The 19,962-nt window shown below is 52.8% G+C and carries 25 protein-coding genes; 15 read left to right on the top strand and 10 right to left on the bottom strand.

The annotated features are described in order from the left end of the window. Nucleotides 1–81 precede the first annotated feature (81 nt). Nucleotides 82–1,164, top strand: a complete 1,083-nt coding sequence (degS, locus tag ACRRUX_RS14480) for an outer membrane-stress sensor serine endopeptidase DegS (RefSeq protein ID WP_432531563.1) — start codon at nucleotides 82–84, stop codon at nucleotides 1,162–1,164. Nucleotides 1,165–1,226: 62 nt separating this feature from the next. Here the strand turns inward: degS and ACRRUX_RS14485 are convergent, their stop codons facing one another. The 8 genes from ACRRUX_RS14485 to mlaF all read right to left on the bottom strand — a co-directional run bounded on the left by ACRRUX_RS14485 (nucleotide 1,227) and on the right by mlaF (nucleotide 6,161). Beyond that, on the bottom strand, nucleotides 1,227–1,376 hold the full coding sequence (locus ACRRUX_RS14485; RefSeq protein WP_432531565.1) for a hypothetical protein: 150 nt from the start codon (nucleotides 1,374–1,376) through the stop codon (nucleotides 1,227–1,229). A gap of 196 nt (nucleotides 1,377–1,572) precedes the next feature. Continuing rightward, the gene (gene murA, locus ACRRUX_RS14490) at nucleotides 1,573–2,832 is read right to left on the bottom strand and encodes a UDP-N-acetylglucosamine 1-carboxyvinyltransferase (RefSeq protein ID WP_432531567.1); all 1,260 of its coding nucleotides are present in this window, start codon (nucleotides 2,830–2,832) and stop codon (nucleotides 1,573–1,575) included. A 9-nt stretch (nucleotides 2,833–2,841) separates the two neighbouring features. Next, on the bottom strand, nucleotides 2,842–3,099 hold the full coding sequence (locus ACRRUX_RS14495; protein WP_432531569.1) for a BolA family protein: 258 nt from the start codon (nucleotides 3,097–3,099) through the stop codon (nucleotides 2,842–2,844). Nucleotides 3,100–3,119: 20 nt separating this feature from the next. After that, nucleotides 3,120–3,410, bottom strand: coding sequence for an STAS domain-containing protein (locus tag ACRRUX_RS14500; RefSeq protein ID WP_432531571.1), 291 nt, complete (start codon nucleotides 3,408–3,410; stop codon nucleotides 3,120–3,122). Further along, nucleotides 3,407–4,057 carry an MlaC/ttg2D family ABC transporter substrate-binding protein gene (locus ACRRUX_RS14505; RefSeq protein ID WP_432531573.1) on the bottom strand — a complete coding sequence of 217 codons (651 nt, stop codon included), beginning with the start codon at nucleotides 4,055–4,057 and terminating at the stop codon, nucleotides 3,407–3,409. Before ACRRUX_RS14505 ends, ACRRUX_RS14500 begins: the two co-directional genes overlap by 4 nt. Nucleotides 4,058–4,068: 11 nt before the next feature. Then, complete coding sequence (gene mlaD / locus ACRRUX_RS14510) at nucleotides 4,069–4,539, bottom strand: outer membrane lipid asymmetry maintenance protein MlaD (protein ID WP_432531575.1); 471 nt, start codon at nucleotides 4,537–4,539, stop codon at nucleotides 4,069–4,071. A 37-nt stretch (nucleotides 4,540–4,576) separates the two neighbouring features. After that, nucleotides 4,577–5,359, bottom strand: a complete 783-nt coding sequence (mlaE, locus tag ACRRUX_RS14515; protein ID WP_432531577.1) for a lipid asymmetry maintenance ABC transporter permease subunit MlaE — start codon at nucleotides 5,357–5,359, stop codon at nucleotides 4,577–4,579. Continuing rightward, nucleotides 5,346–6,161: a phospholipid ABC transporter ATP-binding protein MlaF gene (gene mlaF / locus ACRRUX_RS14520; protein ID WP_432531579.1), complete on the bottom strand. Its 816-nt coding sequence runs from the start codon at nucleotides 6,159–6,161 to the stop codon at nucleotides 5,346–5,348. Before mlaF ends, mlaE begins: the two co-directional genes overlap by 14 nt. 199 nt (nucleotides 6,162–6,360) lie before the next feature. Here mlaF and ACRRUX_RS14525 point away from each other — a divergent pair, with 199 nt between their 5' ends. From ACRRUX_RS14525 to mgtE, 12 genes are all read left to right on the top strand, one after another. Further along, entirely contained in the window at nucleotides 6,361–7,323 is a 963-nt protein-coding gene (locus tag ACRRUX_RS14525; RefSeq protein ID WP_432531581.1) for a calcium/sodium antiporter, read from the top strand. Between the two features lie 20 nt (nucleotides 7,324–7,343). Further along, nucleotides 7,344–8,321 (top strand): KpsF/GutQ family sugar-phosphate isomerase, encoded by a 978-nt coding sequence (locus tag ACRRUX_RS14530; RefSeq protein ID WP_432531583.1) that lies wholly within the window; start codon nucleotides 7,344–7,346, stop codon nucleotides 8,319–8,321. Nucleotides 8,322–8,323: 2 nt separating this feature from the next. Further along, nucleotides 8,324–8,872: a 3-deoxy-manno-octulosonate-8-phosphatase KdsC gene (kdsC, locus tag ACRRUX_RS14535; protein WP_432531585.1), complete on the top strand. Its 549-nt coding sequence runs from the start codon at nucleotides 8,324–8,326 to the stop codon at nucleotides 8,870–8,872. Beyond that, nucleotides 8,869–9,429 (top strand): LPS export ABC transporter periplasmic protein LptC, encoded by a 561-nt coding sequence (gene lptC, locus ACRRUX_RS14540; protein WP_432531587.1) that lies wholly within the window; start codon nucleotides 8,869–8,871, stop codon nucleotides 9,427–9,429. The genes kdsC and lptC overlap by 4 nt, the downstream gene beginning before the upstream one ends. After that, entirely contained in the window at nucleotides 9,416–9,976 is a 561-nt protein-coding gene (lptA, locus tag ACRRUX_RS14545) for a lipopolysaccharide transport periplasmic protein LptA (protein WP_432531589.1), read from the top strand. The genes lptC and lptA overlap by 14 nt, the downstream gene beginning before the upstream one ends. Continuing rightward, nucleotides 9,973–10,704: an LPS export ABC transporter ATP-binding protein gene (gene lptB / locus ACRRUX_RS14550; protein ID WP_432531591.1), complete on the top strand. Its 732-nt coding sequence runs from the start codon at nucleotides 9,973–9,975 to the stop codon at nucleotides 10,702–10,704. Before lptA ends, lptB begins: the two co-directional genes overlap by 4 nt. A gap of 135 nt (nucleotides 10,705–10,839) precedes the next feature. Then, on the top strand, nucleotides 10,840–12,315 hold the full coding sequence (locus tag ACRRUX_RS14555) for an RNA polymerase factor sigma-54 (RefSeq protein ID WP_432531593.1): 1,476 nt from the start codon (nucleotides 10,840–10,842) through the stop codon (nucleotides 12,313–12,315). 30 nt (nucleotides 12,316–12,345) lie between these two features. Further along, the gene (hpf, locus tag ACRRUX_RS14560; RefSeq protein WP_432531595.1) at nucleotides 12,346–12,633 is read left to right on the top strand and encodes a ribosome hibernation promoting factor; all 288 of its coding nucleotides are present in this window, start codon (nucleotides 12,346–12,348) and stop codon (nucleotides 12,631–12,633) included. Between the two features lie 2 nt (nucleotides 12,634–12,635). Continuing rightward, nucleotides 12,636–13,079, top strand: coding sequence for a PTS IIA-like nitrogen regulatory protein PtsN (ptsN, locus tag ACRRUX_RS14565; protein WP_432531597.1), 444 nt, complete (start codon nucleotides 12,636–12,638; stop codon nucleotides 13,077–13,079). Further along, entirely contained in the window at nucleotides 13,076–13,927 is an 852-nt protein-coding gene (gene rapZ, locus ACRRUX_RS14570; protein ID WP_432531599.1) for an RNase adapter RapZ, read from the top strand. The genes ptsN and rapZ overlap by 4 nt, the downstream gene beginning before the upstream one ends. Beyond that, nucleotides 13,917–14,189 (top strand): HPr family phosphocarrier protein, encoded by a 273-nt coding sequence (locus ACRRUX_RS14575; protein WP_432531601.1) that lies wholly within the window; start codon nucleotides 13,917–13,919, stop codon nucleotides 14,187–14,189. Before rapZ ends, ACRRUX_RS14575 begins: the two co-directional genes overlap by 11 nt. Before the next feature lie 140 nt (nucleotides 14,190–14,329). Continuing rightward, a complete protein-coding gene (gene mgtE / locus ACRRUX_RS14580; protein WP_432531603.1) occupies nucleotides 14,330–15,703 on the top strand; it encodes a magnesium transporter in 1,374 nt (457 codons plus the stop codon). Between the two features lie 56 nt (nucleotides 15,704–15,759). Here mgtE and ACRRUX_RS14585 read toward each other — a convergent pair whose 3' ends face one another. Further along, complete coding sequence (locus tag ACRRUX_RS14585) at nucleotides 15,760–16,431, bottom strand: OmpA family protein (protein ID WP_432531605.1); 672 nt, start codon at nucleotides 16,429–16,431, stop codon at nucleotides 15,760–15,762. Nucleotides 16,432–16,667: 236 nt separating this feature from the next. On the opposite strand from ACRRUX_RS14585, the gene ACRRUX_RS14590 reads away from it, so the two are divergent. Then, entirely contained in the window at nucleotides 16,668–18,095 is a 1,428-nt protein-coding gene (locus ACRRUX_RS14590) for a diguanylate cyclase (protein WP_432531607.1), read from the top strand. 117 nt (nucleotides 18,096–18,212) lie between these two features. After that, nucleotides 18,213–19,103, top strand: coding sequence for an EamA family transporter RarD (rarD, locus tag ACRRUX_RS14595; RefSeq protein ID WP_432531609.1), 891 nt, complete (start codon nucleotides 18,213–18,215; stop codon nucleotides 19,101–19,103). A 91-nt stretch (nucleotides 19,104–19,194) separates the two neighbouring features. On the opposite strand, the gene mnmD is transcribed toward rarD, so the two are convergent. Further along, nucleotides 19,195–19,884: a tRNA (5-methylaminomethyl-2-thiouridine)(34)-methyltransferase MnmD gene (gene mnmD / locus ACRRUX_RS14600; protein ID WP_432531611.1), complete on the bottom strand. Its 690-nt coding sequence runs from the start codon at nucleotides 19,882–19,884 to the stop codon at nucleotides 19,195–19,197. Nucleotides 19,885–19,962: the final 78 nt, after the last annotated feature.

Raw genomic sequence — 19,962 nt, forward strand, 5'->3', positions numbered from 1 at the left:
ACATCGGCAGCTTTGCTGCCGATGTTTCTTATTAACCAAACGTGCTAATCTAGCGGCAGTTTTTCGCCGGTGGCAGTTCTGATGACCCTGAAAGGTACCTTAACATATCTATCCAAAGCCGTTTTCTTTGGCCTGTTTATGGCCGGAGTATTTCTGCTGCTCAATCAGCTGACTCAGCCTGACAACACGCTGGGAAATTGGATGAATCTCTCCCGCCAGCAACAATCAGATTTATCATTTGCCAAGGCAGTGCGCCGTGCAGCGCCTGCCGTGGTCAACATCTACAGCCTGAGTATTGACCGACAGCGTCCACTCAATTCCGGCGCGCTGCAGGGACTTGGCTCCGGCGTGTTGATGAGCAAAGAAGGCTACATACTCACCAACTACCACGTGATTAAGAAAGCCGATGAAATTGTGGTGGCACTGCAGGATGGCCGTAAGTTTACTTCTGAGGTGGTCGGCTCGGATCCGGAAACAGATCTGGCAGTCATCAAGATTGAAGGTGACAACCTGCCGGTAGTACCGGTAAACCTCAATAGCCCTGCCCAGGTAGGCGATGTGGTACTGGCCATCGGCAATCCCTACAACCTGGGACAAACCATTACTCAGGGGATCATCAGTGCCACAGGCCGAAACGGCTTGTCATCCGGCTATCAGGACTTTTTGCAAACCGATGCCGCCATTAACGCCGGCAATTCCGGTGGTGCACTGATTAACACCCGAGGCTCATTGATAGGTATCAATACCGCCGCATTCCAGATAGGTGGTGAGGGTGGCGGCCACGGCATCAATTTCGCCATTCCAATCAAACTGGCGCACAGCATCATGAACAAGCTGGTCAAGGATGGCAGGGTGATCCGCGGCGCATTGGGCATATCAGGCGAGCCTGTGGTTCCGGTGATGGCACAAATCCTCAATCTGCCGGATTTACGCGGCACGCTGGTAACGGGTGTTGAGCGAAACGGACCGGCGGCAACAGCCGGGATCCAACCCAGAGATGTGATAGTGCAGTTCAACAACGAAGACATGCCTTCCGTTGAAATGCTGATGGACAGAATCGCTGAAACCAAACCTGGCACAGAGATAAAGCTGACCGTGATACGTAAGGGTGAAACCTATCAAATGCCGGTCGTTATCGGTGAAAAACCCATTAATTACAACTAATAACCATAAAGGCAGGCGCAGTGCCTGCCTTGCTGTTGCAACCTGACAATCATTTCTGCCAGCTAATCAGTGCACCAGCGCACCCGGGTGCGGAAACCAACCTCAGTGGCTATCGCCACAATCAGCAGACCGGCGGCAGAAAAGGTCCAGCCAGAAGTAAACATCACTGCGGCCAATACCAGCATCATCAACATCCAAATCAACCTTGGCATACATCCTCCTTCATAGTATCCGAGTCCAACCCGTTGAAAAGTTGGAATGAGAAGCATAGGGGGGGATCTTCAGGCTAGCGACTTGCGTCACAATTTTCAACACTAAAGCAACATTCATCACTCCGGCATTTTCTGATCAACAAAAAGGGCATTGGTATTGCCAATGCCCTTAGAGAAATGAGTTGAGCCTGAGGGGTTATTTCACCCGTTCAACCTTACCACCCAAGCCTTTGAACTTATCTTCGATATGCTCATAGCCACGGTCAAGATGGTAGATACGATCAACAATAGTATTGCCATCGGCCATCAGTCCGGCGATGACCAGACTGGCAGAAGCCCGCAGATCAGTCGCCATCACCTGAGCACCGCTCAAACGCTCTACACCACGAATAATACAGGTATGTCCTTCCAGCTCCATATCGGCGCCCATACGCATCAGTTCAGGCACATGCATGAAGCGGTTTTCAAAGATGGTTTCCTTGATGGTGCCCGTACCTTCAGCCAACACGTTCAGTACACAGAATTGCGCCTGCATGTCAGTTGGGAATGCCGGATAAGGTGCCGTCTTGATATTGACCGCTTTGGGGCGCTTGCCCTGCATATCCAGTTCAATCCAGTCTTCACCGGTGGCGATCTTGGCACCGGCATCTTCCAGCTTGGCCAGCACCGCATCCAGAGAAGATGGGTCAGCATCCACACAACGGATTTTGCCGCGGGTTACGGCTGCCGCAACCAGGAAGGTTCCGGTTTCAATGCGATCTGGCATCACCCGATAATGACAACCGTTGAGCTTCTGCACACCCTGAATACGGATAGTTGACGTCCCTGCACCTTCAATTTTAGCGCCCATGGCAATCAGACATTTGGCCAAATCTACCACTTCAGGTTCGCAGGCAGCGTTATCAAGGATAGTTTCCCCATCCGCCAGCGCAGCCGCCATCAGCAGGTTTTCAGTCGCGCCAACGCTGACCATATCCATAAAGATATGGGCGCCTTTCAAACGGCCATCAACCCGGGCTTTGATATAACCCTCTTTCACATCAATCTGGGCACCCATCAACTCCAGACCATGCAGATGCAGGTTTACCGGACGGGCACCAATGGCGCAGCCACCGGGCAATGACACGTCGGCCTGACCGAACCGCGCCAGCAGCGGGCCCAGCACCAGAATAGATGCGCGCATGGTCTTCACCAGTTCATACGGCGCACAGTAATTGTTCAGTGCCCGGGTATCGATACAGATCTCACCGGATTCAGACTGAGTCACGTCAGCCCCGAGACGACGCAGCAGTTCACAACTGGTGTTAACGTCGCGCAGCTTGGGCACGTTGGTGACTACGAACTCAGTTTCAGCCAGTACGCCAGCCATCAAAATCGGCAGCGCCGCATTTTTGGCCCCGGAAATGACCACGTCTCCGTTCAGCGCACCATTGGCCTGAATAGTTAATTTATCCACTTCGCCTCTCTACATTGGCATATTGAAAACTTTTTCGCGTTTCCATTGAGTCGGCGTGAAAGTTTTAATGGTTACTGCATGCAATGCCCCGCTGGTTATCTTTTCCATCAACGGACCATAGACTGCTTGTTGCTGCTTGATACGACTCATGCCATCAAAGCACTCACCCACCGCAATCACCTTGAAATGACTGCCGTCGGTCGTTACATGGGCTTCATCCAATGACAAAGCCTGAATTAACAGGGATTCAATCTCTTTACAATCCATGAACTGTATACCTCAAGAGGTTAGGCCTGCAGGTTAAAACAGGCTTGTAAATCATACAGCTCAACCAGTCTGCTGAGCTGTTCGGAAGGCTGGATTAACTGCAGCGGCCGGCCATACGTCAGCCGCTGACGCCACAACGCCAGGAGGAACGCAATTCCGGCGCTGTCGCTGTAGCTCAGGCCGGACAGCACTAGCGTATCCACCTCATCGGGAAATAATTCCTGACGCGCCGGCCACAGGCTGACGACATCATGTTGCTCGAGCATGCCGCTGACCTGGCAGACACTCCCCTGCACACTGAATTCGATCATGCGCCCTGCTCTTGCTTGATTTGCACAGATTCAGCCGCCTTTTCGTTGAGCATCTGAATAAATTGATCCAGACCATGCTGACGGATAAGGCCATCGAATTCATCAGTTTTGGAGCGCAGAATACTCACACCCTCGGCTTTCAAATCGTAAGCCTTCCAGCTGTCATCCTTTTGTTTGCGCAAACGGAACTCGACATTGATGTCCGGACGCCCCGGATCCACAATCTTCACGTACACCCGCACATCCTTGGCGTCGTCCTGTTGCTTTGCCGGCGCAAACTCAATGGTTTGATCTGTATAACTGCCCAGCGCATCAGCATAGGTCGTGATCAGGTAAGCCCTGAAGGCGTCCACAAATGCCTGACGCTGCTCAGCAGAGGCATCCTTAACGTACCGGCCCATGGCTTTCAGGCCCGCATAGCGATAATCCACATGGGGCATCAGCTCCTCTTCCACAATCACCTTGAGGTAGTTGCGGTCGGCATCAATCTTCGGCTTATCAGACTTGAATCTGTTAAAGGTCTGGTTCGCCACAGTTTCCATCATGATGTAGGGATCCTGTGTATTGACCTCGACAGCCGCCGTTGCGCTGTGCGCCGCGCCGAGCAACATCAACCCCATCGCTGCAGTCATAACTTGCTTGAACATGGCACTACTCCCTACTTTTTATCGCCCATACTGTATAAAAACTGGCCTATTAAATCTTCCAGCACCAGAGCTCCATGGGTATCCTGAATCGCATCGCCATCCGCCAGCATGGCAACGTCTTCATCCACAAAACCCGGTGTCAGCCCCAGAAACTGTTCCCCGAGCAATCCTGAAGTCAGAATGGCCAGGCTGCTGGTTTCCGGAAACTGATCATATCGCTTGTCTATGGTCATGGTGACCACAGGCTCAAGCGTGGCGGGATCCAGCTCAATGGCACTGACCCGGCCAACAACCACCCCACCAACTTTAACCGGCGAGCGCACTTTCAGACCGCCGATATTGTTGAAGCTGGCTTTCAGGCTATAGCTGCTGGCAGCTGATTGCACATCCACGTTGGCGACCTTGAATACCAGAACCAAAAAGGCCGCCAATCCGGCCAGCATAAAGCTGCCCACCAAAATCTCGATTTTCCTTGTCAACATGTGCTGATTACCTGTTGTCCCAATACTCAATAATGCTTCAGCCAAACATGACGGCTGTCAGCAGAAAATCCAATGCCAAGACGGTCAGACTGGCCTGCACTACTGTCTGGGTGGTGGCCCGGCTAATCCCTTCCGGATTGGGAATGACCTGATATCCCCGGTACAACGCAATCCAGGTGACAACCACGGCAAATACTAGGCTTTTGATCAGGCAATTGACTATGTCCTGACGCCATTCTACCGAGGCCTGCAAAATTGACCAGAAGGAGCCATGATCGATTCCTTTCCACTCAACCCCGACCAAATGCCCGCCCAGAATACCCACTGCAGTAAACATCAATGCCAGCAATGGCATACTGATAACCCCGGCCCAGAAGCGCGGCGCAATTATTTGCCTGAGAGGATCAATAGCCATCATCTCAAGACTGGACAGCTGCTCGGTACTTTTCATCAAACCGATTTCTGCCGTCAGTGCACTGCCCGCCCGTCCGGCAAACAGCAGCGCAGTGACCACAGGACCAAGCTCCCGCAGCAGACTCAAAGCAACCATGGGCCCCAGGCTTTCCTCGGTACCGAAATCCACCAGGATGGTGTAGCCCTGCAGCGCCAGCACCATACCGATAAACAGCCCGGAAACCAGCACAATCACCATGGACTGCACACCCACCACATAGATTTGCTTTACCAGCAGTGGCAAGCCCTTACGCACTCTGGGCAGATGAGCAATGGCGCCCCACAGCATCAGTCCCGCCTGCCCCATACCGGCCACAAAACTAATGGCACTGCGCCCCAGCGACGCAATCCAGTCAACCAGCCCCATTGGCCAACTCCTCAAGAAAGTCCTTTGCCGGATAGTGAAATGGCACCGGGCCATCGGGTTGTCCCTGTAAAAACTGCATCAGCTGCGGGTTGTCGGTTGCACCGCGCAGCTCTGCGGGTGTCCCCCGGGCGATCACCTTCTTATCGGCAATCACGTAAACATAATCGGCAATTCCCAGCACCTCGGTCACATCATGGGAAACCACCACGGAAGTGAGATTCAGCGCGTGGGACAGTTCCCGGATAAGCTTCACCAACACCCCCATGGAAACAGGGTCCTGACCGGCAAACGGCTCATCGTACATCACCATTTCCGGCTCCAGCGCAATGGCACGGGCCAGCGCAGCCCGGCGCTGCATACCACCGGACAGCTCATTGGGCATCAGCTCTGCAGCTCCGCGCAAGCCCACGGCTTCCAGTTTCATCAGCACCAGAGTGCGAATAATTTCTTCCGGCAACTGTGTGTGTTCCCGCAGCGCAAAAGCCACGTTGTCGAACACATTCATATCGGTAAACAGCGCACCACTTTGGAACAACATGCTCATGCGTTTGCGCATGCGAAACAATTCACTGCGACTGGCTCGGTGAATATTCTGCCCATCAAACAGCACTTCACCGCGATCCGGCGTCAGCTGACCACCGATTAACTTCAGCAGCGTGGTTTTGCCTATGCCACTGGGTCCCATGATGGCGGTCACTTTACCTTTGGGGATGGTCAGGCTGATATTGTCATAAATGACTCTGTTGCCCCGACGGAATCCGAGTTCCCGGATCTCCACCAGAGGCGTGCCAAGTTGCGTCATGCAGATGTCCGTATTTCCGATGAAATTGGGCGCTACGCCGGTGTTGTGAACTGCCAAAAAGCAGATTGCGAAGGGTAAAATTGTACGGAAACGGAGCAGTATACACAACCGAATCAAAGCGCTGGGGCGACAATACTTTAAATTTGCAGCAAATCCAGCGACAATGCGCCCCAGAACTCAATCAGCATCATCGCCGGACATGTTATTTAACATTTTTTTGCTGGCCAGTGGATTGGCCCTGCTGGTGTGGAGCGCAGACAAATTCGTCTATGGCGCCGCCGCCTTTGCCAGAAATATGGGATTGCCGCCAATGCTCATTGGCCTCACCATTGTCGCTATGGGCAGCAGCGCACCGGAAATGTTCGTCGCGGCCACTGCAGCGCTCGATGGCATGACAGATACCGCAATCGGCAATGTGCTTGGCTCGAACATCGCCAATATCACGCTGATCCTAGGCATCACGGCGCTGTTGGGCAGCATAGGGGTCAGCTCCCAAACCCTAATGCGGGAAATCCCCATGATGCTGGGTGCCACTGTGCTGGCCGGTTATTTGATTCACGATGGCTTTTTGTCGCGTAATGATGGTCTTATCCTGCTGGCGGTATTTCTGGCGCTGATGACATATCTCATCTGGCACGCCCTTAACAACAAACAGCAGGACCCGTTGGCGCAGGAAGCCGATGATGAAGTCCCCAAAGACGTGCCCAACGCTCGGGCTATTCTCTGGTTGCTGGTTGGTATAATCCTGCTGCCGCTGTCTGCCGACCTGATGGTCGATGGCGCTGTTGGCATTGCCAAAGCCTTTGGCCTATCCGATCTGGTGATAGGACTGAGCATTATCGCCGTTGGAACTTCGCTGCCGGAACTGGCGGCTTGTGTAGCCGGCGTGCTGAAAAAGGAAGACGATCTGGCCATAGGCAATATCGTCGGCTCCAATCTGTTTAATATTCTGGCTGTATTGGCCATTCCCGGGTTGCTTGCGCCGGCTGCTATAGACGCACAGGCCAGTACCCGTGATTTTTATATGGTACTGGCCAGCAGCAGCGCCCTGGCACTGCTGGTATTGACCACAGGCCGTAAACGTGAACTGCAGCGCTGGCACGGTGCGGTGCTGCTGATAAGCTTTGTCGCTTACCAGCTATTGCTGTTCAAAAGTGTCTGACACAGGATGAGAACGACAAGATGAATGACAGACAAAACTGGCGTCAGTGGGGACGTCGGGTGATAGATACCGAAAAGGCTGCGCTGGATAACCTGCACCAGTTTATCGACAGCGAGGCCTTCGCCGATGCCTGTGACATGATCCTTAATTGCAGTGGCAAAGTGATCGTCATGGGGATGGGCAAATCCGGCCACATCGGCAACAAGATTGCGGCCACACTGGCCAGCACCGGCACGCCGGCCTTCTTTGTGCATCCGGGTGAAGCCAGCCATGGCGACCTGGGCATGATATCTGAAAACGATGTGGTACTGGCGATCTCCAACTCAGGTGAATCATCGGAAATACTCACGCTGATGCCGGTCATCAAACGTCGTGGTATTGCCATGATATCCATCACCGGCAAGCCTTCCTCTACCATGGCAAGGCTGTCGCAGTTGCACCTTTGTATCGGAGAGCCGGAGGAAGCCTGCCCGCTGGGGCTGGCACCTACTTCAAGTACCACCGCAACGTTGGTACTGGGCGATGCGCTGGCGGTGGCGCTGTTACAGGCCAAAGGCTTTACCAAAGATGATTTCGCCCTGTCCCACCCGGGTGGTGCCCTTGGTCGTAAACTGCTGCTGCGGGTCGCCGATATTATGCATGCAGGTGATGAACTGCCGCTGGTACAGGACAATATCGGTATTACCGATGCGCTGTATGAAATTACCCGCAAGGGACTAGGCATGACCGCAGTGGTTGACAGTGACGGAGTGCTTGCCGGGATCTTCACCGATGGCGATCTGCGCAGAGTCATCGATGCCAGGGTGGATCTGCATCAAACCTCCATCGCCAAAGTGATGACCAAAAACTGTGTTACTCTGGGCGCCAATGTGCTTGCCGCCCAGGCACTGAAACTGATGGACGAAAAAAATATCAATGGCTTGATCATTGTCGATGAGCACAAACGCCCAATCGGCGCGCTCAATATGCTGGATATGGTCAAGGCAGGAGTTATATAAACATGCGTCAAGGCTTGTATGGCCCAGTGGCCGAAGCTGTGTGGCAGAAAGCTGCCAATATCAAACTGTTGATTTGTGACGTCGACGGCGTATTTTCCGACGGTCGTATCTATCTGAGCAACAGTGGCGAAGAACTCAAGGCATTTCATACCCGGGATGGCTTTGGGATTCGCTCGCTGTTATCTACCGGTTTTCATATCGCGGTGATCACCGGTCGTCAGTCGCAGCTGGTTGAAAACCGCATGACAGCGCTTGGCGTGGAAGATATCTATCAGGGCATAGATGACAAACTGGTGCCTTTTGCAGCACTGCTGAGTAAATATCAGCTGACTGCCGATCAGGTCGCTTATATCGGTGACGACATGGTGGACCTGCCGGTAATGCAACAGGTGGGGTTGGCAGTGTGCGTTGCCGATGGTCATCCCTACGTCAGACAACATGCCGATATGATCACTCAGGTGCCCGGCGGCTATGGCGCGGTCAGAGAACTGACGGATCTGTTGCTGATGAGTCAGGATAAGTTCGACGCTGCCCATGGGATGAGTATATGAATCGGATTACGCTGGCGATTGTGCTGTTCTTCTCAATTGCACTGGGGCTTTACTGGCAGGTGCAGATGAAAAAGAATGAGCAGCAGTCCAATGCCGCTTCCAATGTGGTTCAGCCTGATTTCGTCGCCGACGATCTCTCCAGCGTCAGTTTCAATGACCTGGGCGAAGTTGAAAGCCGGGTGACAGCTGTACATATGGAACATTTCGAAGCCAGCAATCTGACCCGTTTTTCCCAGCCTGTCTATCTGCTTTACCCGGATAATGGTCAGGCGCACTGGCGGATATCTGCCGCTGAGGGCACGCTCGACAAAGACGACAACATAGTCACGCTTGAGAATAATGTTATCATCGACGCCATTACGCCCAATGAACCCTTGCAACAGCTGAAAACCAGCTACCTGCAGCTGGATCTGGATACCATGATCATGCGCTCTGATCGCGTAATCCAGGTAGATGGCAGCAATTTTAAAGTAGAAGGTACAGGGCTTTATGCCGATCTGAATGCGCAGACAGTTAAGCTGCTGAATCAGGTAACAGGAATCTATGAACCAAACTAAGACATTTTTTGCGGCACTCCTGTGCACCCTGAGTTGGGGCGCACTGGCGGCTACGGACGATCTCACCAAGGAAGTGCACATCAAGGCACCCAGCCAGTTTGCCGATATCAAGAACAAACGGGTGGTGTACTCAGGCCCGGTGACAGTCACCCAGGGCAGTATCAAAATTCAGGCCGATGAGCTCAGCGCCAGCCAGGGGGATGGAGAAACCATTCTTATCGCCACCGGCAAACCGGCTACCTACACCCAGATGCTGGACAATCATCGTCCTGCCACTGCCAGTGCCAATGAGATCCGCTACAACATCAGCAAGCGGGTACTGACCCTGATGGGCGATGCTGAAATCGAGCAGGATGGCAGCAAAGTCAGTGCGCCCAAAATCGTCTACGACATTGAATTGCAACAGATGACCGCACAGGGTAATCAGAATCCTGACGATCGGGTGCACACTGTCATCAAGCCTGAAAACTTCCAGAATGACATCAAGCCTCTGGACGACAACAAACCTTCCAGCAAAGACAAAAAGCAGGGGCAGCCGGATTCATGAGTGAACTGACGCTGAAAGCAGAGCATCTTGCCAAAAGCTACAAGAATCGTCAGGTCGTCAAGGACGTCAGCCTGGAAGTGAAAACCGGTCAGATCGTCGGTCTGCTCGGCCCCAACGGTGCCGGCAAGACCACCACATTTTATATGGTGGTTGGCTTGGTCAAAAGCGACAAGGGTGCTATCTACATCAATGATGAAGACCTGACGCTGGATCCCATGCATATGCGCGCCCGCAAGGGTATCGGCTACCTGCCTCAGGAAGCCAGTATCTTCCGTAAGTTGTCCGTCCGCGACAATATCATGGCAGTCCTGCAAACCCGCAAGGCACTGACCAATGAGCAACGGGAAGAACAACTGGAACATCTGCTGGAAGAGTTCAACATCACCCATATCCGCGATTCCATGGGGATGGCCCTGTCAGGCGGTGAACGCCGGCGGGTGGAAATTGCCAGGGCGCTGGCAGCCAATCCCAAGTTCATTCTGCTGGATGAACCATTCGCCGGGGTTGATCCGATCTCGGTTATCGACATCAAGAAGATCATCGAACAGCTCAAGAGCCGTGGTCTGGGGGTACTGATCACCGACCATAACGTGCGGGAAACCCTGGATGTTTGCGAACACGCTTATATCGTCAGCCACGGCAATCTGATTGCCGAAGGCACACCGGCGGAAATCCTTGATAACCAGCAGGTGCGCGCTGTGTACTTGGGTGAACAATTCAGGCTATAGTTAATTCATGTGTCCCGGCGCCAGTGCAGCAGCCATGCCGGGACAGCAAGGATACGCACTTTCCTCAGACCGATGGACATACCGGTTCTCGAGAATTTCTATTAAAACCACTCTATACAGGGATTTGCGGTAAAGATGAAAGCGTCTCTCCAGCTTAAACTGGGTCAGCAGTTAACCATGACGCCTCAACTGCAGCAGGCCATCCGCCTGTTGCAATTGTCTTCTCTGGAACTCCAGCAGGAAATCCAACAGGCGCTGGAATCCAATCCTTTGCTGGAGATGGATGAAGAACAATATGACTCAGAGCTGAATGACAACGAGGGTGACAACTCAGCGGAATTTGATGAGCCTGACGATTCAGAGCCGATGCAGCACAGCTCAAGTGTCGAAACATCAGACGCCATCACCCAGGAAGCCATGCCGGACGAGCTGCCCATGGACACCACCTGGGATGAAGTCTTCACTGCCGCTCCAGTCGCTGCCGGCCCCGCAGTGCGTGATGATGATATGCCATTTCAGGGGGAAACCAGTGAAGGTCTGTATGAACATCTGGAATGGCAGAAAAACCTGACGCCCTTTTCCGAGAACGATTACGCCATCGCCACCGCCATTATTGAGGCGATCGATGACCGAGGGTACCTGACTCAAAGCACGCAGGAGATCCTCGAAGCCTTGGGAGATGAGGACACTGAACTCGATGAAGTTGAAGCGGTACTCAAGCGTATCCAGCACTTCGATCCTGTGGGCGTGGCTGCCAGGGATTTGAGCGAGTGTCTGCTGATCCAGCTCAATCAGTTTGCGGCAGAGACTCCCCACATTGAGCATGCCCGCTTACTTATCCGTGAGCATCTGGAGCTGATTGCCAACCGCGATTTCCGCACTCTGATGCGCAAGACCCGCCTTAAGGAAGATGATCTGCGTGAGGCCATTAACCTCATCCAGACCCTGAATCCACGGCCAGGTCTGCTCATCAGCCGGGATAACGATGAGTATGTAATCCCAGATGTATCCGTATCCAAGAAGCATGGCCGCTGGGTAGTGGAGCTCAACCCCGATTGCATGCCCAAACTGAATGTCAACCAGCATTATGCAGCCATGGCCCGCAGCACGCGCAGCCAGGCTGACAGCCAGTTCATTCGCGGCCATTTGCAGGAAGCCAAGTGGTTTATTAAAAGTCTGGAGAGCCGTAACGATACACTGCTGAAAGTGGCCAATTGTATCGTGCAGTTTCAACAGGGATTTTTTGAGTTCGGCGAAGAGGCCATGAAACCTATGGTACTCAACGATATTGCCGAAGCGGTTGAAATGCATGAGTCCACCATTTCCAGGGTGACCACGCAAAAATATATGCATACCCCAAGAGGGATTTTCGAATTAAAGTATTTCTTCTCCAGCCATGTTGGAACTGAAGATGGTGGAGAATGCTCGTCCACTGCCATTCGTGCTTTTATCAAAAAGCTAGTGGCAGCCGAAAACCAGAAGAAACCATTAAGCGACAGCAAGATGGCAGAACTTCTGGCAGAACAGGGAATAAATGTTGCCAGACGGACTATCGCCAAATACCGAGAAGCGATGCTGATTCCGCCTTCCAACCAGCGTAAGAGTTTATAACCCTACCCGGAATAAAGGAGGTAGCTATCTATGCAAATCAACCTGACTGGACACCATATCGAGATTACAGACTCTCTGCGGGAATATGTGGAAAGCAAATTCACCAAGCTTGAACGCCATTTTGAACAGATCAATAATGTGCACGTTGTATTGAATGTTGAGAAACTTCAGCAAATTGCAGAAGCAAAACTGCATATAAACGGCGGCGAAATTTTCGCAACTTCAGAACATGAAGATATGTATGCCGCAATAGACGCCCTGATCGACAAACTTGATCGTCAGGTGATTAAACACAAAGAGAAACTGACAAAACACTAACGATGGAACTTCGTACCATCCTGCAGCCGGAGTGTGCCTCCTGTGCCACTCCGGGCAGTAAGAAAAAAGTACTTGAGCTGGTAAGCGATCTTATCGCGGCTCAGTACCCCACCCTTTCCTCCCAGGAAGTATTCGAAAGTCTGCTTGCCCGGGAGAAAGTTGGCAGCACAGGAATCGGAAACGGTATTGCTATTCCTCACGGCAAACTGACGACTATTGATCATCCCATCGCCGTCCTGGTGAAATGCACCGAACCCGTTCCCTTCGATGCCATCGACAATCAACCGGTCGATATTCTTTTTGCCCTGCTGGTTCCAGCCGAGCAATGTCAGACTCATCTGGCAACACTCGCTGCAATGGCTGAAAAGCTCAGCGACAAACAAGTGGTTAAGCAACTGCGCAAAGCGCAGGATGACGCAGAACTGTTCCGGGTTATTACCGCATGAAATTGGTTATCGTATCGGGCCGCAGTGGCTCAGGAAAATCTGTTGCCTTAAGAGCGCTGGAAGATCTGGGCTACTACTGTGTGGATAATTTGCCGCTGTCGCTGATTGGCAGCTTGATGGAGCAACTCAAAAGCACCACTGAACAGGTCGCCATCAGTGTGGATGTGCGCAATCTGAAAAATCAGGATAAGGTGCTGGAGCAACAACTCAAGTCACTGAGCAATACTGAGATCACCAGTTTTTTCCTGTATTCAGGTGATGATATCCTGCTGAAACGCTACAGCGAAACCCGACGCCTGCACCCTTTATCACGCAACCAAAGCTCTCTGCAGGAAGCCATCAAACTGGAAGGCCAGCTGCTGGCCCCGCTGTCCAAGATGATGGACCATTTCATTGACACCTCACATCTGAATGTTTACGAACTGAGCGATCAGGTCCGGCAAATTCTGATGGGACACGTTGAAAAAGAGCTGGTTATTACCTTTGAATCCTTTGGCTTCAAACATGGCATGCCTGCCGAAGCAGACTTCATGTTCGACGTGCGCTTTTTACCCAATCCCCACTGGGAGCCGGAGCTGCGACCGCTGACCGGACTGGATCAACCGGTACAGGACTTCTTGAACCGCCAGACGCTGGTCAATAAATTCATCTGGCAGATTGAAAATCTGCTGGAAACCTGGCTGCCTCATCTTGAACGCAATAACCGCAGTTATCTGACCATCGCCATCGGCTGTACCGGCGGTCAGCACAGATCGGTATTTATCGCCGAGCAGCTGGCCAAGCGTATCGCCCAGGGCCAGCATACGGTCAAAGTTCGGCATCGTGAGCTGAGCAAACATGAAACTTGAGCGCCAGGTAACCATCTGCAATCAACTGGGTCTGCACGCCAGAGCCGCCACCAAGCTGGCGGTACTGGCGGGCCAGTTTGACGCTGAAGTGACCTTATCCAACGGTGAGAAGACCGCCAGTGCCGCCAGTGTACTGGGTCTGCTGATGCTGGCATCCGGTCAGGGTAAAACCATCTCACTGACCGCCGAAGGGCAAGACGCGCAAGCTGCCATGGATGCCATCTGCGCCCTGATCAATGCCCGTTTTGACGAAGGCCAGTAGCAAAAAATCTGTATAATTCCGATAGCTGGGCTATCATATGCGCCTGTCTGCACTGTGCCATTGCGGCACCCTGCCTGCGGCAGACATCAGTTTTACCTGACTAATCTCTATCAAGAAAAATCGGTAGCAGGGGGGAATTCATGCCGATCGAAGTTCTGGATAACGATCTGACCGAACAACGTCTTACCCAGCTGAACAAAGCGCTGGGCAGTGGCATGTTTGTGCATGTACGCAATATGCTGCATGACATGGCAGCCTCGGATATCGCGCTGATGCTGGAGTCATCCCCGCCGCAAACCCGTCAGATCCTCTGGCAACTTATCGATCAGGAGCAAACCGGTGAAATCCTCGAGGAACTGCCCGAGGACATGAAGGACCACCTGATCCGCTCCATGACCCCAGAGCGACTGGCCAAAGCCACCGCTGGCATGGATACCGATGATCTGGCTTACATTCTGCGCAGCCTGCCCGATGCCATGTTCCGTCAGGTACTCCAGTCCATGAGCGCGCAGGACAGAGCCCGGGTGGAACAGGCGCTGTCCTATCCGGAAGAAACCGCTGGCGGCATCATGAATACCGATACGGTCACCCTGAGGCCGGATGTCAACATCGATGTGATCCTGCGTTACCTGCGCCTGCGCGGAGAGCTGCCCGAAGCCACTGACACCCTGTACGTAGTGGATAAACGTGACCGCCTGCTGGGCGGCATCCGCATCACCGATCTGCTGACCTGTAATCCCGATGCCACGGTGCGGGATATTATGATGCCGGATTTGGAAGGTATTCCGGTTGGTATGTCCGATACCGAAGTGTCGCAGCTGTTTGAACGACACGACTGGGTATCCGCCCCCGTGGTCGATGAAGAGGGCAAACTGCTTGGCCGTATCACCATCGATGATGTGGTCGATGTTATCCGTGAGGATGCTGAACACTCAATGATGGGGATGGCCGGTATGGATGACGATGAAGACACCTTCGGCCCGGTGCTGAAAAGTACCCTGCGCCGCTCGCTGTGGCTGACCATCAATCTATTCGCTGCACTGCTGGCCGCCTCTGTCAGTAACATGTTTGAAGGTACCCTGGAAAAATTCGCCACCATAGCAGTACTGATGACGATTGTTCCCAGTATGGGCGGAGTAGCCGGCAATCAAACACTGGCGCTGGTGATCCGCGGTATTGCCCTTGGACATGTCGGCCAGAGCAACTCCCGTTGGCTGATTGGCAAAGAGTTGGCAATTGGCTTTCTCAATGGCCTGATGTGGTCAATTCTGGTATTTCTGGCGGTATGGGCCTGGAAGGGCGATCTGGCGCTGGGAGGCCTGATTGGCGGCGCCATGTTGATCAACATGACAGTCGCCGGGCTGGCAGGTGCCAGCATTCCGCTGATCCTCAAGCGTTTCAATATTGACCCGGCACTGGCGGGCGGTATGGTACTGACCACAGTCACTGACGTGATTGGCCTGTTTGCCTTTCTGGGACTGGCAACGCTGTTTTTAATGAATCACAGCGTCTAGCCGCCTATCCGCAAAATAAAAACGGCAGCCTGAGCTGCCGTTTTTTTATTGTCCTATTACCCCTGAATCGGGGTCAGAATAATTTCCACCCGACGGTTCTGGGCGCGCCCCTCTTTGGTATTGTTGGAAGCAATCGGACTGGCTTCGCCCATTCCTGATGCACTCAGGCGATTAGCATCAACACCACTGCGCGCCAGGTAGTTGCTCACCTCGGCAGCCCGCACCTGAGACAACCGCAGATTGTAAGAGTCTGAGCCACTGCTGTCGGTATAACCCAGCACATTCAGACGGGTTTTTGGATACTCTTTGGCAACCAGCGCCACTGAGTTGAGCACCTGCATGGCACGGTCGCTCAGATTGCTCTGATCAACGCCAAAAGTCACTTCGTTTGGCATATTCAGGATGATATTGTCACCATCACGGGTCACACTGACGCCGGTTGACTGCAATTGCTGACGCAGTTTGGCTTCCTGCACATCCATATAATAGCCAATGCCACCACCCAACGCGGCACCGGACGCCGCACCGATGAGCGCCCCTTTACCCCGATCACTTTTGCTGGATGACGCCACACCAATTGCCGCGCCGGCAATTGCCCCAATCAGGGCACCGTTGGTGGCCTTGGCATTCTGCTGCTCGTTGGTATAAGGGTTAGTCGTCTGACAGCCAGTCACCAAACTCAGTGACACCGGCAAAATCAGCAAGCATGCGGCTTGTTTTAACTTCATAAACCTGACCTCTTTATTTGATTGCAGTCCCAAGGGACAGTGGTGGCAGACGATAACGGATGGTCACGGCCTCTGGCAAGTCTCCGCTGTCGGATTGCCTCAGCTTGACTACACTTATTCCTGTCAGGACTCCCGTTCTGCTCTGACACACTATGCCCTGGTTAAATCCAATTCAATGATTTAACGCGAATTTTGTTTTATTCAAGCTGACAGCAAGCTGAACATTGGTTGTATTGATGCACAAACTACTTGAACAACAGCTGGCCCAGGTCTTCCCTAATGGTTTTCCCACGGAAATAAACCATTTACAACCGTACGTGGAAGACAGTTACAAGCAACTGGACAAGCTCAAGCAGCAACTGGCTGAATGTCAGGAAATGCTGCATCGCAAAGAAGCATCCCTGGATGTCCTGACCGATGTGGTCGCCGATACCTGCATCTGGCTGGATGGCAGCAACAGAATTCGCGATATCCGCGTAGGCAAATGCCTGGCGCGGGTGTTTTCTTCCGGGCTTGTCGATGAATCTGTTACCGCGCTGCCGCTTGGAGAAAGCCTGCATTTGTTTGAAAGCACACTCACCCAGGTAAGAGAGCAGAAATATCAATGCAGAAGAGAACTCATCATACGAACCCGACGCAAGGAGCTTTATCTCGAAGCCAAGTTCTATCCGCTGGATAACGACGAAGTGCTGATCGCGATGAAGGATGCCACGCTGAACAAATTGGTCTCTCAGCTCAACAATTCCGCACTGGCACAGTCACAAAAGGCCGGTCAGCAATTGCAGGATCTGATGAATTCGGCGCCGGTCGGCATTCTTATTACCGATCAGGATCATCAGTTGGTCATGGTCAACAACTATGCCATCGATCGGCTTGGGCAGGGACTGGCAAGCCTGCTCGGACAGGAGCCTACTCATTTCATCGAGCAGGAGTTCAGGCAGGAATACCTGGCCAATATTGACAGACAACTGACTCCTTCCCAAGTACAGCCGGGACGCATGGATTTGCGGTTGCAACCGGATCATGGCGACAGTTTCATGGCTGAGATGGCCTTTAACACCATCAATCTGGATGGCGATATTATGGTGACTCAGGTTTTCACCGACATCACTGAGCGTACGGCACTGGAAGCCAGATTACGGCACATGGCAAACACGGATCCATTGACCGGAGCCAACAACCGCAGGGCCTTTACCGAGGCTGCCGAGCAATCGCTGAGTGAAGCCAAACACCTCAACCAGCCTTACTCTGTTCTGGCAATGGACCTGGATTTGTTCAAACGCATCAATGACACCTATGGGCATACTACCGGTGATTTGGTGCTGTCCCACTTTGTCAGTGCTATCGGCACCCAGCTCAGGCCGCAGGATGTTCTGGGGCGATTTGGGGGCGAAGAGTTTATGCTGGCGCTGCCGGATACCAGCCTGGAGCAGGCGGCTCAGGTTGCTCGGCGCCTGAGAGAAAACGCGGAACATCTGCAGGTTAATACCGGCATTGAAATCGTCCACTTCACTGTCAGTATCGGGGTGGCTGCCCTCAATCCGCGTCACACCCAGCTGGAGCAAATTCTCAACGAAGCGGACCATATGCTGTATCAGGCCAAAGAACAGGGACGCAATCAGGTTGTCGTGCAACGCAGCCTGCCTCGAAGCCGGGGAACCTGAGACGCAATCTTGCAAATCAAGACAGAGATCACAGGCTTTGTGATGCTGGGCACTTCTTGAACACAGAGCATAGTGGGATAATTTCTGCTCTCCTCTGTATTCGTTATTAATCCTGCTATGAAAACCCAAATGAAGGGCAATCTGCTCGCAGCATTCTCATTTTTGCTGTGGGGTGTACTGCCTTTGTACTATCAATTTCTGCCCGGCGCCGAGATTTTTGAGCTGTTGGCTTACCGGGTACTGTTCTCCGTTCCCGTCATGTTGCTTATCCTGACGCTGCTTGGCCGCAGACTGGACTGGCACGCCATTGTGGCAGACAAACGCTCGGTCATGATGGCTCTGGTGGCCAGCTGCATCATGTGTGTCTCCTGGTGCGCTTTCACCATAGCCCTTACCCATGGTCAGGTACTGGCAGCCAGCCTGGGGTTCTTCATCAATCCGCTGTTTGCCATTGCGCTTGGCGTACTCTTCCTCAAAGACAGATTATCCCACGGTCAGGCTGCCGCAGTGCTGCTTGGAATATCCGGCATCGTTTATCAGGTCTGGGTGTACGGCGAGCTGCCGATTTTGGCGCTGGTGATGGGCAGTTTCTTTGCACTTTACGGTCTGGCCAAAAAATTCATTCGTTTTGACGCACTGACCTCGGTCACCATTGAAGCCATGTGGCTGGCACCGCTGGCACTGGTATATCTCATCTATCTGGTTGTGACCGGAAAAAGCCAATCCATGGACAGCTGGCAAACCATCCTGCTGTATATCGGTTCGGCGCCCGTCACGCTGCTGCCACTGGTGTTTTTTGCCATGGCGATCATACGCACAACCCTGACCAATATCGGCCTGATGCAATATATTGAGCCCAGCGTACAGTTTTTGCTGGCCATCATGTTATTCGGCGAAGTCTTTGATGAGGTCAAACTGGTGAGCTTTTCACTGATCTGGGCCGGACTGCTGATATGCACTCTGGAAGCACTGCCCTGGCATAAGCGCAAACGCGCCGCTCACAGATAAACAGCAGCTATCTGTCGTCTGTTGCGTCAAAGAGCCATAGAAGTAATTGGCCCGGCATATCGCCGGGCCGGTTGAATAAAACAGGTGATATTCAGTCAATCACCTTGCTGGCACGGGTCATCTCCCGCTTACCCAGCGCGCCAGGATAAGGTTTTACGCAAAAACCCGCGGCTTTCAAATCCCGTTTGAACTGGCCATTGGCACAGTAAGACACCAGCAGACCATCGGGCTGCATCAGCTCATAGCACTTCCTGAAATTATCCAGTGCCCATACATCGGCCTGTTTGTTCGGTGCAAAAGCGTCAAAATAAATCAGGTTAACGGACTGCGCAGCAGCCTCATAGGTTTCAAGCCGTCCATGCACTTTGCGCAGCACAAATCCCGGTAATACTTCCACGTCCTGATCCCAGGGCGCATCATGCAGCGCGTCAAACAAAGGCGCTGCATCCTCTGATAGCAGACTCTTATAGTTCAGCCCTTCAATCAGTGTTTTGGTCAGTGGGAAAGGCTCGATCGAGACGTAACGTACGCGGATATTCTGCACCCGGGAAAACTCCCGGAATCTGAGCATGGTCAGCAGAGCATTGAGCCCAGTGCCAAATCCCACTTCCAGAATCGATAAGTCGCTGGTCTGCTCCAGCTTTGCATCCATACCGGCATGGATAAACACATAGCGGGACTCCGCCAGAGCCCCTTTATGGCTGTGATACGTTTCATTGATTTGGGCGTTGAACAGGGTATGGGAGCCATCACCGGTCAACTGCAGTTCGACGTGATTCATCTCAGTAATAATGTGCAATCAATTATGGGGCCGGATTATAACAATGACAGCCTGCCAAGAGTATTGCTCAAAAAGTGT

This window comes from Shewanella sp. GXUN23E (genome assembly GCF_050865035.1).
GTDB lineage: Bacteria > Pseudomonadota > Gammaproteobacteria > Enterobacterales > Shewanellaceae > Shewanella.